At 47.1% G+C, this 14,915-nt stretch carries 16 protein-coding genes; 2 read left to right on the plus strand and 14 right to left on the minus strand.

Annotation, left to right across the window (positions count from 1 at the left end; translation table 11 throughout):
* The first annotated feature begins 59 nt into the window (after window positions 1-59).
* Window positions 60-689 carry a class I SAM-dependent methyltransferase gene (locus GVY43_RS08975; protein ID WP_159562956.1) on the plus strand — a complete coding sequence of 210 codons (630 nt, stop codon included), beginning with the start codon at window positions 60-62 and terminating at the stop codon, window positions 687-689.
* 108 nt (window positions 690-797) lie between these two features.
* Here GVY43_RS08975 and GVY43_RS08980 read toward each other — a convergent pair whose 3' ends face one another.
* The 10 genes from GVY43_RS08980 to GVY43_RS09025 all read right to left on the minus strand — a co-directional run bounded on the left by GVY43_RS08980 (window position 798) and on the right by GVY43_RS09025 (window position 9,504).
* Window positions 798-1,736, minus strand: a complete 939-nt coding sequence (locus GVY43_RS08980; protein WP_159562957.1) for a sensor domain-containing diguanylate cyclase — start codon at window positions 1,734-1,736, stop codon at window positions 798-800.
* Window positions 1,737-1,873: 137 nt separating this feature from the next.
* Window positions 1,874-2,569 (minus strand): N-acetylmannosamine-6-phosphate 2-epimerase, encoded by a 696-nt coding sequence (locus GVY43_RS08985; protein ID WP_012727331.1) that lies wholly within the window; start codon window positions 2,567-2,569, stop codon window positions 1,874-1,876.
* 5 nt (window positions 2,570-2,574) lie between these two features.
* Complete coding sequence (locus tag GVY43_RS08990) at window positions 2,575-3,378, minus strand: MurR/RpiR family transcriptional regulator (protein WP_012727332.1); 804 nt, start codon at window positions 3,376-3,378, stop codon at window positions 2,575-2,577.
* Between the two features lie 23 nt (window positions 3,379-3,401).
* A complete protein-coding gene (locus tag GVY43_RS08995) occupies window positions 3,402-4,940 on the minus strand; it encodes a maltose/glucose-specific PTS transporter subunit IIC (protein WP_159562958.1) in 1,539 nt (512 codons plus the stop codon).
* A gap of 116 nt (window positions 4,941-5,056) precedes the next feature.
* Window positions 5,057-5,335, minus strand: coding sequence for a hypothetical protein (locus GVY43_RS09000; protein WP_012727334.1), 279 nt, complete (start codon window positions 5,333-5,335; stop codon window positions 5,057-5,059).
* A 58-nt stretch (window positions 5,336-5,393) separates the two neighbouring features.
* Window positions 5,394-6,443: a C45 family autoproteolytic acyltransferase/hydolase gene (locus GVY43_RS09005; protein ID WP_159562959.1), complete on the minus strand. Its 1,050-nt coding sequence runs from the start codon at window positions 6,441-6,443 to the stop codon at window positions 5,394-5,396.
* A gap of 63 nt (window positions 6,444-6,506) precedes the next feature.
* Window positions 6,507-8,243 (minus strand): methyl-accepting chemotaxis protein, encoded by a 1,737-nt coding sequence (locus GVY43_RS09010; RefSeq protein ID WP_159562960.1) that lies wholly within the window; start codon window positions 8,241-8,243, stop codon window positions 6,507-6,509.
* A gap of 97 nt (window positions 8,244-8,340) precedes the next feature.
* The gene (locus GVY43_RS09015; protein WP_012727337.1) at window positions 8,341-8,796 is read right to left on the minus strand and encodes a hypothetical protein; all 456 of its coding nucleotides are present in this window, start codon (window positions 8,794-8,796) and stop codon (window positions 8,341-8,343) included.
* Window positions 8,797-8,807: 11 nt separating this feature from the next.
* Complete coding sequence (gene fabZ, locus GVY43_RS09020) at window positions 8,808-9,230, minus strand: 3-hydroxyacyl-ACP dehydratase FabZ (protein WP_031422282.1); 423 nt, start codon at window positions 9,228-9,230, stop codon at window positions 8,808-8,810.
* 13 nt (window positions 9,231-9,243) lie between these two features.
* Complete coding sequence (locus tag GVY43_RS09025; protein WP_031422281.1) at window positions 9,244-9,504, minus strand: DNA-directed RNA polymerase subunit beta; 261 nt, start codon at window positions 9,502-9,504, stop codon at window positions 9,244-9,246.
* Between the two features lie 194 nt (window positions 9,505-9,698).
* Here GVY43_RS09025 and mscL point away from each other — a divergent pair, with 194 nt between their 5' ends.
* Window positions 9,699-10,079: a large conductance mechanosensitive channel protein MscL gene (gene mscL, locus GVY43_RS09030; protein ID WP_159562961.1), complete on the plus strand. Its 381-nt coding sequence runs from the start codon at window positions 9,699-9,701 to the stop codon at window positions 10,077-10,079.
* Window positions 10,080-10,095: 16 nt separating this feature from the next.
* On the opposite strand, the gene GVY43_RS09035 is transcribed toward mscL, so the two are convergent.
* The 4 genes from GVY43_RS09035 to GVY43_RS09050 form a co-directional block, all read right to left on the minus strand.
* On the minus strand, window positions 10,096-11,199 hold the full coding sequence (locus tag GVY43_RS09035; protein ID WP_159562962.1) for a glycerate kinase: 1,104 nt from the start codon (window positions 11,197-11,199) through the stop codon (window positions 10,096-10,098).
* Between the two features lie 60 nt (window positions 11,200-11,259).
* Window positions 11,260-12,042 carry a flagellar hook-basal body protein gene (locus tag GVY43_RS09040; protein ID WP_012727342.1) on the minus strand — a complete coding sequence of 261 codons (783 nt, stop codon included), beginning with the start codon at window positions 12,040-12,042 and terminating at the stop codon, window positions 11,260-11,262.
* 11 nt (window positions 12,043-12,053) lie between these two features.
* Window positions 12,054-12,827 carry a flagellar hook-basal body protein gene (locus GVY43_RS09045; protein WP_159562963.1) on the minus strand — a complete coding sequence of 258 codons (774 nt, stop codon included), beginning with the start codon at window positions 12,825-12,827 and terminating at the stop codon, window positions 12,054-12,056.
* Window positions 12,828-12,925: 98 nt separating this feature from the next.
* Entirely contained in the window at window positions 12,926-14,881 is a 1,956-nt protein-coding gene (locus GVY43_RS09050) for a HAMP domain-containing sensor histidine kinase (RefSeq protein WP_159562964.1), read from the minus strand.
* Window positions 14,882-14,915 lie beyond the last annotated feature (34 nt).

The raw sequence follows: 14,915 nt of genomic DNA on the forward strand, positions 1-14,915 counted from the left end.
TGACTCCTTTGTCTCATCGATGTGCTACAATCGAGCTACTTTCGAAGTGAGGTGATGATGTGTTACCACAAGTGCTACTGAAATGGATTGACAGTCAATACGAGAATCCAAGGGGTCCCGTCGGAAAGTATATCGGGGAAAAGATGGTACGCCAACACCGGGTCGAAGTCGAATGGACGATTGAACAGTTAGACATTCAACCTGGTACAACCGTTCTAGAGCTCGGGTGCGGGGCCGGCGATGCGATGGCGACCATCCTTCAACGACATCCTGACGTACATGTCATGGGTCTCGACCGTTCGAAGACGATTCTCGATTCAGCACGACAGCGTAATCATGCTTCGATGCAAACAAAACGGGCAAAGTTGATTCAAGGAGATTTGCATCAATTTGAGATGATGGACGCATCCGTCAATCACGTGTTCAGCGTTCACACACTATATTTCTGGAGAGATGTCACGACCGTTCTGTCTGAAATCGAACGCGTCTTGAAACCGAATGGCACATTTGTCATCACCTACTGTGACGGGAAAGGTGATGTCGAATGGAACGACATCTCCGATATGATTCGGAATCAATTTATCCCCGCAGCGGTGAGTCTCGGATTCAAGGACGTATCGGTACAACGTGGACCGGACTCCCGTGATTATCATACGGTCGCCGTTACGGGATGCAAACCGAACTCTTAATCACTACCCGTTTTTCATTCGATCCTTTCACGCCAATCGGTTCGTTGGTGCTGAATGCGAAAACAGAAGGCTAAACCAATCGTAATCCATCGGTTTAGCCTTCTGACGTTATTTATAAAACTTGTACGTGTTCTTCCCGCTCGATTTAGATTGATACAGTGCAATGTCTGCCTCTTTCAATAATCGACCGAGGTCCGCCTGTTCGTCGGAATCATATTGAGCGATGCCGATGCTCGCTGATAACGGGAGATGGTCGTCCCATTCTTTCAATACAGACAAGATTTGTTCAGCATACCCAATGACAGTCTCTTTTGATAACGCATGTGCGATTTTTATAAGGAATTCATCCCCACCTAAACGATACACTCTCGAATCAGGTATCGGCTCCATCAAACGTCTCAGACGAAGCGCCACTTCTTTCAAGACGAGGTCCCCTTCATCATGACCGAATGTGTCATTCACCCATTTGAACCCATCTAAATCAATCAAGAACAGTGCCCCACCTTGATTCGGATTCGTCTCAAAATAGTTATTCAAGTAATGTCGGTTATAAAGATCCGTCAATTCATCCCGTGAGGCACGACGTTCGAGTTCTAAATAGTAACTGAACATACGAACCACGCGCTTCAACAAGCGGACACTTTTTGAATCGTACTGGGCGCTTTTATGATTGGCGACACAGAGCGTACCGAAAATATCCCCGTTCTTCGTCAGAATCGGGATTCCCAAATACGACTTGATGTTCACTTCGCGCAGTAATGACTGAAGTCGCGTCGATTCAATCTGCGATTCGATGTCTTCATACATCAAAACTTCTCGTTGATTGAAATCGATTCGATTACATACCGTATCCTTCAAATCAAAGGACATGCCTTCTTCAAGTAGGATAGGAGAATCTTGTGAGGACAGTTTGAGTATATGTTGGGTGTCATTCTCAATTGACGTGAGATAGACTAGTTTATCTGGTACTATTTCTTTTGCTAACTCAATCAAGTCAATCGCTAGCTCATCGAAATTCCGATACATTTGAAACTCATATGAGTGCATATGGCACCTCCACGCTAAAAATCATCCACACTCATTATATCGAACAGTTTGGTCTTTCCCTGTACCGATATATAAAAAATACCTCACGACGTCCATCGCGTCGTGAGGTATTGAATAGCGTCCTGATTGATTCATTCTTACAGCGGACTCTTCACACTCGAAGTGAGCGCTGCATCGAATCGTGCCGTGATTTGATGCGGACGGGTGATGGCTCCCCCTACAACGACCGCGTGCGTTCCTAAATCCATACAACGCTTTGCCATCTCAGGTGTCAAAATATTCCCCTCGGCCACGACCGGCTGTGTCACGTGGTCTAACACATCTTTTAAAAACTTGAAATCATCATGGTAGAGAAGAGATCCTTTCGTTTCGTCTGTATATCCGTGCAAAGTTGTCGAGATATAGTCGAAACCAAGGCGATCCGCCTCAATGCAGTCCTCGAGGGTCGCGCAATCAGCCATCAACAATTGATTCGGATAAATCGAGCGGATAGCGTGAACCAGTTCTTGGAGTGACAGGTTTCCCGGACGAGGACGCTTTGTCGCGTCGAGCGCGATGGCGTCCACACCGACTTCCATCAATTCCTCGATCTCTTTCATGGTCGCTGTGATGAACACGTCACTATCTTCATAGTCACGTTTGACGATACCAATAATCGGAACAGTCACGTGTTTTTTTATCTCTTGAATATCCCTCGCTGAATTGGCTCGAATTCCTTTGGCGCCACCTTGAACGGCCGCAATAGCCATCCGTCCCATAATGAATTCACTATGGAGCGGTTCACCTTCTAAAGCCTGGCACGAAACAATCAATCCAGTCGGTAACGTTATCATAATAGTTATTCACTTCTTTCTTTTAAACGATCAAGCGCTTTAAGTGTTTGTAGATAATGCGCTTTTAATGCTTCATTCGTCTCCATCAATGTCTTCGTCACCGCGTCGGCTGTGAAGAGAAGTGGGAGTTGTGTATTAATCAAGAATGCCTCACCGGAGGCACCGGCAGTCAACAACCGATAGTCGACAAGTTCAGCAAGTGGTGAATGTTGATAACCGACGAATGCAACTGTCGTACACCCCGACTCTTTCGCGAGTTGCATCGCCTGGACGACTTCTCGACTTTCTCCACTATTCGAAAAGGCAATGACTACGTCTTCTGACGTGACAATCGATGCGTCCATGACCATGCTGTGACTGTCGAAAGCGGTAGTCGCCAACAATCCCATCCGTCTCAATCTGTATTCCATTTCCTGTGCCACTAGTCCGGCGTTGCCTAATCCGTATAAGTGAACGGATCGGCTCGATGTAATCTCTTTACAAATCGCAAGTAGTTCATCCTGATCAATTAAATGAGCGGTCGTCTGAATCAATTCAATGTATGACCGTTGCATCGGTTCGAGCGAAGTCGTTTGGGGCAAATTCGTTTCCGTCAACGTCTTTTGCATCATGAGCTTCAGTGAACTATAACTTCCAACTCCGATTTTTTTGCAAAACCGCGTGATTGTCCCTGGTGAAGTCGCAATCGCATTTGCCAAATCAGTAATGTTCATTTCGATTGCCTCATTCATGTTCGCCATCAGATAATCCGCAATCTTTTTTTCACTGCCCGTCATTTCTGAATACACGTGTTTTATTTGCTCCCACACGGTTCTTCCCTCCAACACATTCGTTATTCGCCCCGGCCTAACGCCTCTTGGACTTCATTCTTAATAATTGTAACAGAAGGACCGTAGATTACTTGAATTCCATTCCCTTTTTGAACCACCCCGTGAGCGCCCGTCTCTTTCAACAAGTCTTCACGGACATGTTGATTGTCGTTGACGGTGACGCGGAGGCGTGTCGCGCAGCAGTCGACCGTCTCAATATTGTCGTCGCCACCTAGTGCCGCAATGATGGCTGACGTACGATCCGACGCCGCAACGTCTGCTGTTTTTACTGTCTCATCCGATCGTCCAGGTGTCATGAAATTGAACTTTGTGATGAGGAAACGGAACGTTACGTAGTAGAGCAAGAACCAGAAGGCACCGATGACCGGTACGAGCATCCAGTTCGTCTTGTCATTCCCTTGTAAGACCCCGAATAAGATAAAATCAATGAACCCACCAGAGAATGTTTGACCAATCGTAATCTCAAAGATGTGAGCCATCATAAAAGCAAGTCCATCAAAGATAGCATGTACTAGATAGAGGACCGGTGCGACAAACAAAAATGCGAATTCGAGTGGCTCTGTGATTCCCGTCAAGAATGAGGTGAGTGCTGCCGAGAACAAGAGCCCGAACACGACTTTCTTTTGCTCCGGCTTTGCACAGTGATACATGGCAAGCGCCGCACCGAGAAGACCAAACATCATCGTAATGAATCGACCCGACATAAATCGTGCTGTTCCTTCATAGAATTGTGTCGTGTTCGGGTCAGCCAACTGCGCGAAGAAAATCTTTTGTGTTCCTTCGATCAATGTTCCGTCAATGACCATCGAGCCCCCGAGCCCAGTGGTCCAAAACGGAATGTAGAAGATATGGTGCAATCCAAATGGTCCAAGCATCCGAAGGACGAACCCATAAATAAATGTTCCGATATATCCTGTTTTTTCAACGAGACCACCTAACGAGAAAATCCCGTTCTGCACCGTCGGCCAGATGAAGTAGAGCCCAATCCCTACACCAATCGCAACGAATGACGTGATGATTGGGACAAAACGTGATCCGCTGAAGAACCCGAGGAACTGTGGAAGCACTTGCTTGTTGTAGCGGTTATGCAAGAGCGCCGTGACAATCCCAATCAAGATCCCACCGAACACACCAGTTTCAAGCGTTTGAATTCCGAGCGCCATCCCTTGACCGGCACTCGCTAAGTTCGTTTCCATCAACTCTCCAGTAATCTGAAGCATTGCGTTGATGGTCGCATTCATAATCAAATACCCAAGCATCGCCGCCAATCCGGCCGTTCCTTTATCAGACTTCGCGAGTCCGACAGCGACACCGATGGCAAACAACACAGCCAAGTTCGCGAATACGATCGAACCGGCAGCCGCCATAATGGTGAATAGATGTTGCAACCAGTCGATGTCGAGGAACGGGTACGCTTGCACCGTATTCGGGTTAGACAAGGCGCCCCCAATTCCTAACAGTAGTCCAGCGGCCGGTAAGACAGCAATCGGCAACATGAACGATTTCCCGAATTGTTGCGCTCGTTCAAAGAGACGTGACATGAATAAATCCTCCTTAAAATCATTTTCACCTGAATCATAATATGAAAAATATTTTTATGCAAGCGTTTACGGTAAAAAAGATTTTAAAAAGAGTGACCTCGTTTGGTCACTCCAGATTACCCTCGACTTTTCCGCGTCAACGTCAATCCACCAAATCCACTGATGACAGCGATGTAAAATCCTAAATCATAGAACCAGCCGGTATTGTTCACTTCATACACACGATACGTATCATTGAATAATCCTAAAATGAGTGAGATCGGTGCAATCCATCCGTGCCAAATGCCCCAGAAAAAACCTGCTGGATCCGTCGTGTACGTCCCGTCACCCGGTACACAACCTCCGAGTAGTGTGACAAGTGTCAGCATGATGAGTATGATTCCAAATCGTTTCATCTTTCATCCCTCCTGTAATGTGTATTCCCGTTTCTCCTAAAAAAAGCACTGACAAACGTCAGCGCCACAATTGAACCGTATTCGCAAACTCGATATCTGTCGCCAATTCACCGTCAAGTGCATGAAGATCGAAATCTTCCCCATCGAGCCATTTTTGGAAGTCGAAGATGACCGGATCACGGTCTCCACCGAGCGCAAACCAGGTCTCGAGCGTTTCAGGGAAATAAGCAGCCGTATGAATCGTTCCCGCCCAACTCTTGTACAATTCTGAAAAGACGCCCTTGTCGGTGTCGTTCATGAGACGGAATGCGCTCTCCGCATCTTGAATCAAGTGTTGCACGACTTTGATTTCCATCATGCGACGAGTCGAATCATCAAGATGATAGCGATTCTCGTGTTGCAGTAGTTCAAAATGGTTTGTACAGATATTCGATTCCCGTACTTTGATGTCTCGAGGCGTCGCCTCGATTACACGTGTTTTCGATGATTTGTCATGGACGACGTATGTGAATGACCCACGATGCGGAATCTCTTTTAATAAATCGACTGCTTCTTCCACCGTCGCACATGTTTCTAGAATGATTCGTCCAATCATTTGGCAGACAAATCCGTCCCCGGGTCGACGACGATTGATGAAATTGTAGCCCATGGCAAGTCCTTTTTCATTCATTCCGTCCATACGTCCGGTGACACGAGAGACCGGTCCGATGACCGCATACCCGTCATCCGGTTGAAAGACGTTGTATCGACCGTCATACGTCATCGGGTGATAATCGTAATTCCGAACGAGAAAGTTATCCCCCGTCAAAATCGAACAGCCGCTGATTGGATTGTTGACTCGAAAATGTCCGAAATGAAGTAACGTGTCATTGAGCGACAGCTTCAGCTCATCTTGTAACCCAATCAACTCTTCCCAAATCTTTGGAGCAAATTCATCGAAGGCAGCCTTTGCCTCAGTGGCATCAATCTCAAATCGCGGAACGCGTAGTTTCCACTGATCTGTCCGATTTTCGAGCAATTGACTGCGCTTAATATATTTTCCTTGAAATCGTCCGAAGTCATAATGACTTCCCCGAAACTGTGTCAGTTCACTAGAGAATTGTTGCATGAAAAAACCTCCCTTGCGCCCATTATAGCGGACGCACGAGAGGTCTGTCTGAAGTGAGACTGTTTATAACTTGAACTGTTGACTCATTCGTTGCATGTCCTCTGCCGTGCTCGACAAATCTTTTACGAGACGATTCATCGTCTCACTCGTCGCCGACATCTGTTCCGTCGAAGCAGCCACTTCCTCATTTCCGGCCGTACTTTCTTCTGAAATCGAAGCAATTTCAGACAGTCCATGTTGAATGTGATCCTGATTCGTCTTCACTCGATCGAGTTGGCCACGCATCGAACTCGTCAACTGTTGCATGTGACGAACGCTCTGTTCGATTTCAGTGAATGCAAGCTTCGTCGATTCAAGTGTCGCTTTCCCTTCCTCTGCAGCCGTCATGCTCTCTGTAAAGGTTTGACCGAGCGCAATCGAGTTTTGTTTGACGCTTCCGACGATTTCCGAAATTTCACTGACAGACTCAGCGACACTATCCGAAAGTTTCCGAATCTCCGAGGCGACGACGGCAAACCCTTTTCCGTGTTCACCGGCCCGAGCCGCTTCAATCGCTGCATTGAGTGCAAGCAAGTTTGTCTGTTGTGAAATTTGACGAATCATCGTGACCAGTTCCGTCACCTCGTCCGCTTGTTGTTCAAAGTCGCGGACTTGTCCTTGTGATGTTTTCACTTGCGCATGAATGTGAGTCATTTGATCGACGGCACTCTCCATGTAACGTAGACCATCCATCGTCACCCGACTGACGACTTCCGCCTGCTCACTCACTTGTTCTCCGTCTGATGTCGTTTGCTCGACAAGTGTCGAAAATTCATTCATATGTCCGTAAAGACGCATCGTCAAGACACTTTGATTCTCAACACCGCTTGCGATTTCTTCCATCGTATAGGCAATTTGGCGAGAGGCATCATTTACCTCTTCTGAGATACCTGAAACGTTGCCACTCTCATCCCGTACCGTCTGTGCCGACGTTTGAATGCCGGAAATCAAATCTTTTAACATGTGTGTCATCTTATCCATCGACACCGTCAGACGTTTGATTTCGTCATTAGATTTTAACTTAATACCCTCAACCGCAGTCGTCGCTGTCGCCAAGTCACCTTCAGCAATGGATGTGGCCACACGCTCTAATGCTTGGAGCGGACGCAATTTCCAGCCAAGATAACGCCAGATGATGATTCCCGAAACGACAAGGAGCACGAGTAAACCGATTAAGATTGGAACTAAACTCTCTTTTAAGACATCTCCTGTAATCGCGGAGACCTCAGTAGCAGCTTTATCAATTCCGAGTACCCCAACTACCTCGTTCCCTTGTTTAATCGGGACAAGCACCGTCACATACTTCCCGTACTCCGGATCATCGATGACATCGGTTGCGACGGTCTCACCTTGGAATGCGGGCGTTGCTCCTTCATACGTCATCGCTGTAGTCGGAGAACCAATCTCCGCAGCATCCGCTTCGCTCAATCCGTCCACGATCATTCGAACTTCCTCGCCCTCTGTGGCGATCGTGTATACATACATCGCTCCAATTTGCTGACGATATGCATCTAAGTATTCACGAAACTGCTCATACTGCTCATTTTTTGACGGATTCGCTACGAAGGATGCATAGGCATCGACATCCAAAGATTCACTAATCCGTTCACCATCTTCAATTAACGTCGCATGTAACGTACTGAGTACGGAATGCTTCGTACTGAAGTATTGCACTACTCCAAACAAAATGATGAGCAACGTGACGAAGACTAACATTGATGCTAGAATGCGCGTCTGTAACGACTCTGATTTTTGTTTCATCTCAAAATTCCTCCATTCTCTCCTTACTCTTTTTATCGGATAGAATAGATTTATCTCCACAAAAAAACAGGCGATTTTCGACAACATCGCCTGTTTCTTATTCACCATTTGTCGAATTAATGACTTCGAGTGGTATCGTGACTTCCGATTCACCTTCTTCAACGAGATGGAAGAGTGGAAGTGTCTCTGATACGAACAGATCCGGGTCTACGTCCGTCTGATACTCATACGTCCGAATATCCTCTTCACGCTCTGCAATCAGTTCACCAAATGGAATCGCAACGCGTTCGCCTTCGACCTCATAACTCATGACCGTCGTCGGATCAAGACGACGATTTTCGAGCATTCGAATCGTGAAGAGCATCGTCGTGTTATTCGTTCGTTCAAGAGAAACGGCGATTGCATCGGACTGTCCTGCACGTTTATCAATCATCGTTTCATCCACATTTTGCTCGTAAACGACGTTCTCTTCACTCGACTCTTCTGTCTGGAGCTGCTGACAACCCACAATCGTCATCAAGCCAACTAATAATACAATGACTAAAGCACGCATCCCATTTCTCCTTACTTCAAGGCGAAAGTGAGTTCTGCTTCACAAGCAACTTCTCCGTCGACCGTGGCCACGGCACGTCCTTTACCGATTGGTCCACGAATTTTCATGATTTCTACCTCGAGACGAAGTTGATCACCCGGGACGACTTGGCGTTTGAAACGGCAGTTGTCAATCCCTGCAAAAAAGGCGAGCTTGCCTCGATTCGATTCGTCTTTCAACATTGCAAAAGCACCGACTTGTGCGAGTGCTTCAACAATCAAGACACCTGGCATGACATTATAGTCTGGGAAATGCCCGTTAAAGAACTCTTCATTCGCCGTGACATTTTTTAATCCAACAGCACGCTTCTTTTCCTCGACTTCAATAATTCGATCAATTAACAGAAACGGGTATCTGTGTGGGATTACTTCTTTGATTTGCTCAATTGTATACATCCATCCACCGCCTTTAAGAGGTTAGCCAAAAATCGGTGATATGGCGCCAGGTCTCGATGTCAAATACATCTTTCCAATCGCCTCCGCCAATGACGCTATATCCGATGACCGCTCCGAGGGCGAGCATCGCGATTGCCAACACTAAAACAACGAGCACGCGCAGTAAAATCGGGAATCGACGATGATTCGATAATCGCGATTGCTTTTTCTGCTTCGTCTCTTGTTCTGGTGAACCTTTTTGTTCTTCCGAACTCGTCTGTTCATCGTTCGCCACGTCCAACCATCCTTTCAGCTAAAATGATTATATCATATTAGTACCTGGTATTAAAATGCGTAAATTGCTACCTTTTTAGTGTACCCTATGCAGAAAAGTCGAACAAGCATCCTTCCCTGATAGAAGTCGAACGATTTATTTCTTTTCCTTCAAATATGCTACGCTTAGACTATTCAACGTCAGGAGGTTTGTCTATGTGGAATGAATTTAAAAAATTCGCAATGCGGGGGAACGTTATCGACTTGGCGATTGCTGTCGTACTTGGTGCAGCGTTCACTGCAATCGTGAACTCACTCGTCAACGATATCTTTATGCCGCTTCTCGGAATCATTATTGGAGGAATCGATTTTTCTAGCTTAAAAGCAAGTGTACTCGGAGTGGACGTGTTATATGGCAATTTTATTCAACAGATTGTGTCCTTCTTCTTGATCGCCATCGCCCTCTTTTTGATTGTCAAAGTCATCAATCGTTTACAGCGTGAAAAAGAAGTGGAGGAAGCTGCTATTCCGACACCAACGAAAGAAGAGCAACTGTTGACAGAGATTCGTGATCTGCTAAAAGATCGTTCTTTATGAATGCGAAGGCGCCCGACTACTGTCGTGGCGCCTTTTCAATGAGGTGACGCACGCGTTGGACCGCATTCGTCAGCAACGGAGCTGCTTCCCAAATCGCTTCTTCTAACGTCATGATCCGAGACACGATTGGAAAAATCGCGACGATGCCGGACTCCATATGCGATGTGTAATCGGACTGTCCGGTGAAGACGAGGGTCGGGACCCCATGCGTATTCGCAAGGCGTGCCAACCCATACGGTGCCTTTCCCTCAAAGCTTTGCGCGTCAAATTTACCCTCTCCTGTAATCAGCAAATCTGCTTTTTCTAACTGTTCTTCGAGCTTAGACCAACTGACCACTTCTTCGACGCCACTCACGTAGATTGCACCAAGCTGCAATAGCGCAAAGCCGATGCCGCCAGCCGCCCCTGCTCCAGGAAGTGCTCTTCTATCCACTTCAAAACAGTTCGCGTAGTGATTGAGAATCCGGTCATATCGCTTCACTACATCTGCCGCCAATCCTTTCTGGGGGCCGAACACATAGGCTGCTCCGCTTTCACCAATCAATGGGTTCTGTACATCGGAAGACATTCTCCATACGACCTCGCGCGCACGCGGATGAAGACCGGACCAATCAATTGATGCCACTTCTTCTACTCGATGGGGGATGGTCGATAACACAGCACCGTTCGCATCGAGAAAACGAACACCTAACGCCTCAAGCAATCCTTTTCCACCATCCATCGTCCCGCTCCCTCCGAGCCCGACGGTGATGATCTTCGCTCCACAATCTAGCGCTTGCACGATCTGTTGACCGACTCCGACTGAACTGTAGCGCCACGGATCGACATGAGCGAGGAGTGTCAATCCTGCTGTTTCCGCCACTTCGATTACCGCGTGCCTCGTTGACGGCTCGAAACTAAAACGTGCAACGCGCTGTATTCCATCCAAGCACACGACATTTTCTTCTATAATGGTTCCTTCTGCATGTGTCGCAATCCAAGCATCCAAAAAACCTTCTCCTCCGTCAGAGATCGGTATGATGGTGACCTCATGCCCTTCAAGCGCACGAAGGACCGCTTGATTTGCTTCCATACTCGAAAGTGAGCCTTTGAATGAATCCATCGCGACTACAATCCGCATTGATGCTTCTCCCCCTTTGTCTATAAAAAAACCGCTTCTCGGCTCGAGAAGCGGTAGGCGTTATGGACGTAACGCCGTGACAAGCCCCATCATCTGATCGCTCATCGACATCGCCCGTGAGTTCATTTGATATGCTCGTTGTGTGATTGTCATATCAGTCATCTCTTTCGTCAAATCAACGTTCGATGACTCGAGTGTCCCTTCAATCAATAGATTTCCGAGTGGACGATCGACTTCGGTCTCCAAATCCGCTGCGAACACGTTATCACCGAGCGGACGTAATTCCGACGTATTGCGGACTTCTACGATGTCGAGACGTCCGAATTCTTGTTCAACGCCATTCACACTCGCAACGACCACACCGTCTTGACGAATGCGCTGATTCGTCGCATCGTTCGGCATCGTGATTGGATTACCGTCATCTCCAAGAAGCGGATTCCCGTTCACATCAACGAGCGTCGTCTCGTCACCGACTGACAATTGCATGTTTCCACTTCGAGTCACCCCGACACCGTTCGGCGTGTCCACGACAAAAAATTGACGGCTCGCCTTTAAAAAGACATCCAATCCACGATCTGTCGTACGTACTTGTCCGATATTGAACTGCTGTGTAATATCGGCGACATGTCCCCCGACTCCAATCCGAATCCCGTTCGGTGTGTCTCGACCGACTTCGAATTCAGGACGCGGTTGGTTGTTATACGCCTGCGACAATAGCGAAGCAAAATGCCCCTGTTGACGCTTAAAGCCGACCGTATCGACGTTTGCGATATTGTGACCTGTCACATCTAATTGACGCTGAAGTTGAGACAGAGAGTTGACCGAGTTATAAATGGACTGCATGGTGTTCCTCCTTAACGAATACGAGCGATTTCGATTGCCCGCTCGGCACTTTTATCATACGCTTGGACGACCTTTTGATTCGCCTCAAACTGACGATACGTCATCATCAAGTCTGCCATCGTCTGGTCGAGGTTGACGTTCGCTTCTTCAATAAATCCTTGTAGTACTTCGACCTGGGCCGGCGCCGGGGCATCACCCGTCACACGCCAGTCATTGCCGACTTGTTCAAGAGTCGTCAAGTCATCGATTTGGTAGGCACCAAGAGTCGCCACGTTTTGTCCAAGCGATGTGATGACGCCATCTTTCCCAACTTGAAACTCGCTCGATGGTAATTGGATTCGTTCCCCTTCATCAGAAAGGATATATCCGCCGTCCGCAGAACGAAGGAAGAGCGTCTCATCGATCGAGAAGCGTCCATTTGTCGTATATAACGTCTCGCCGCCTTGTTCGACTGCAAACATCGGGGCTCCCGCAAAATCAGTAGGTGCCTTTAAATACAGGTCGGTCGGGCTACCGGATTCTGTGATACTCCCAGCTGAGAATCGGGGCATTGTTTCTTGAAGATAGACGCCCATTGATAGGGTACCTACTTCTCCCTTCACACGCGATTTCGCGTTATCCGGATTGCTGACTTGTGCAAGAAGCATCTCCGGAAACGAACGTACCACGCCATCAGACGCTTTGAAGCCTGGTGTTCTCACATTACCAAGGTTGTTGCTCAAAATCTCTTGTTGGCGTTGCAGGGCATTCATCGCTCCCGCTGCTGTATATAATCCGCGTAGCATAATCGTCTTCCTTTCATCCTATAACATGATTCACTCTCTATATCGTACCAAACGAGCGTGACATTCACCGTTTTTTCAAAAAAAGTTCATCCCATAAATTAGGATGAACTCTCTTCATTGACATGGTCGACCATCGGTAACTCGACAATCATCGTCGTTCCTTCTCCTAGTTGAGATTGAACAGAGATGGTACCACCGTGCAGTTGAACGATTTCTTTACAGATTGCTAAACCTAATCCGGTTCCACCAATGCGTTTACTTTCTTCCGATGCCGAACGATAAAATTTATCAAAGATTCGTGTTGCATCTTCTTCCGAAAGTCCTAACCCTTCATCCGTGATCCCGATTTGAATCGTGTCATCTTCACACGTGACATCGACTGTCACATTCCCACCGCGTGGAGAATACTTGATGGCATTGTTCAAGATGTTCGAGAATACTTGACGTAATTGGGCCGGATCTCCCGCGACGAATAGCGATTCGTCACAATCAAAGTGGAAGAAATGATGCTCCGTCGATCCTGCATGGATTTCGAGTAGATCTGATAATAAATCATATAGACTCTCTACTTTAAAGTCAGGTACGCTCATACCCGCCTCCATTTTTTGAACATCTAGCAAGTCACTCACGAGTCGTTCGAGCCGCTTTGTCTCACTCGCAATCATGTCTAAATAGCGCTCTCGCTTCTTGTTTTCCAATTGACGACTTTTGAGCAGTTCTGAAAAACCAAGAATCGAGGTAAGGGGCGTCCGAAGCTCATGTGATACTGTTGCTACAAGCTCTGTTTTCAAGCGATTGATTTCTGTTTCCTGGGTAATATCTCGTGAAACGAAGATGACACCTACACGTTCATTTTGAAGATCAATCGGTTCGGCGTACATGCGAATCGTTTTCTGACCCTCATGCATCGTATACGTGAACGCTTCGTCGAACATACCTTCTTCTTTAGCACGCTTCGTGAAGCGATTCAGTCCCTCTTGATCATCAATCTGGTTCATGAACATCGGGTAATACATCGCAATCGGGTATAGACTGCCCCGTTCTGTTGATGGAATCGGATGTTCATATAACTCAAAGAGCGCACTGTTCCCAAAGCGTTCATTCGTCTTGAGTTCCGTGTAGACGATAGAATCGCGCATCGTGTGCAAAATTCGAGCGGTCTTCTCACGTTCGAGATCAACTTGATCTTGTTGGGTCCGAAGTGAGGTCGCCATCTCATTAAACGCTTTCGACAGTTGTCCGACTTCGTTTTGTAGCGGTTTAATCGGGATGAGTGTCGCGCTCGGGTTGCTCGCGAGACGCTCACTGTTTACCATCAGCGTCTGCAGTTGATTGGTCAACCTTAAAATATATGGCTGCAACCCGACAAACAATATGAACAATGCCCCGAGTAGAATCAAAAGCCACATCCATTGGGCTTTCACTAACTGTTTTGACAGCGCATCTCGCAATTCACTTTCTTGAAAATCAAGATTTTGTCGATAGTCGGTAAAGACCGACTCCATATCGACGATGCTCGCACTCATATCGGCAGCACTACTTGAGTTCAGTTTAAATCGCGTCTGAGTCGATGTTTCATTTTTCGGCATGAATTGCCCTACGGTGCGCATCTGCAGGAACGATTCATCGATTTCTCCTGCCTGCTTCGCAACCACATATTGTTCAAGTGCCGGCATGACGCGTGTCGTATAGATCGAGAAGAGAAGTCTTGCATCCTCTGCGAACTGTACTTCTTCCGCGTTTCTTGCCTGTTCTTCGAACCATGTCGTTTGCTCGTCGATGTTCGTTTGAGCCGTTCTTACTTCTTCTAATAGCGCACGTTCTCCTAACAGGACGTGCCCTCGTAATTCATATTGCATCGATTGCCACGTTTCAAACAGGTCTGTCGCCCGTGCACGTTGCTCACTGATTCTTTCTAATTTTACGGTCGTCTCTTGAATCGATTGCTGTGTATAAAAATAGGTTCCAATCGACGTGAGCGTCACTAAGGCAATCAATATATAGAAAATTGTCATAACTTGTCGACTAATGCGTTGTTCAATCCAACGTTTCATGGAATGCCTTCTTCCTTCACTCTTAGAATGCCTC

The sequence above is a fragment of the Exiguobacterium sp. 8H genome (assembly GCF_902506255.1).
Taxonomy (GTDB): Bacteria; Bacillota; Bacilli; order Exiguobacteriales; family Exiguobacteriaceae; genus Exiguobacterium; species Exiguobacterium profundum.

What these genes read in the sequence shown, in the direction of transcription:
- GVY43_RS08980 (WP_159562957.1), bottom strand. Translation starts at nt 1,736, where the DNA reads ATGCACTCATATGAGTTTCAAATGTATCGGAATTTCGATGAGCTAGCG.
- GVY43_RS08985 (WP_012727331.1), bottom strand. Translation starts at nt 2,569, where the DNA reads ATGATAACGTTACCGACTGGATTGATTGTTTCGTGCCAGGCTTTAGAA.
- GVY43_RS08995 (WP_159562958.1), bottom strand. Translation starts at nt 4,940, where the DNA reads ATGTCACGTCTCTTTGAACGAGCGCAACAATTCGGGAAATCGTTCATG.
- GVY43_RS09000 (WP_012727334.1), bottom strand. Translation starts at nt 5,335, where the DNA reads ATGAAACGATTTGGAATCATACTCATCATGCTGACACTTGTCACACTA.
- GVY43_RS09005 (WP_159562959.1), bottom strand. Translation starts at nt 6,443, where the DNA reads ATGCAACAATTCTCTAGTGAACTGACACAGTTTCGGGGAAGTCATTAT.
- GVY43_RS09010 (WP_159562960.1), bottom strand. Translation starts at nt 8,243, where the DNA reads ATGAAACAAAAATCAGAGTCGTTACAGACGCGCATTCTAGCATCAATG.
- GVY43_RS09015 (WP_012727337.1), bottom strand. Translation starts at nt 8,796, where the DNA reads ATGCGTGCTTTAGTCATTGTATTATTAGTTGGCTTGATGACGATTGTG.
- fabZ (WP_031422282.1), bottom strand. Translation starts at nt 9,230, where the DNA reads ATGTATACAATTGAGCAAATCAAAGAAGTAATCCCACACAGATACCCG.
- mscL (WP_159562961.1), top strand. Translation starts at nt 9,699, where the DNA reads ATGTGGAATGAATTTAAAAAATTCGCAATGCGGGGGAACGTTATCGAC.
- GVY43_RS09035 (WP_159562962.1), bottom strand. Translation starts at nt 11,199, where the DNA reads ATGCGGATTGTAGTCGCGATGGATTCATTCAAAGGCTCACTTTCGAGT.
- GVY43_RS09040 (WP_012727342.1), bottom strand. Translation starts at nt 12,042, where the DNA reads ATGCAGTCCATTTATAACTCGGTCAACTCTCTGTCTCAACTTCAGCGT.
- GVY43_RS09045 (WP_159562963.1), bottom strand. Translation starts at nt 12,827, where the DNA reads ATGCTACGCGGATTATATACAGCAGCGGGAGCGATGAATGCCCTGCAA.
- GVY43_RS09050 (WP_159562964.1), bottom strand. Translation starts at nt 14,881, where the DNA reads ATGAAACGTTGGATTGAACAACGCATTAGTCGACAAGTTATGACAATT.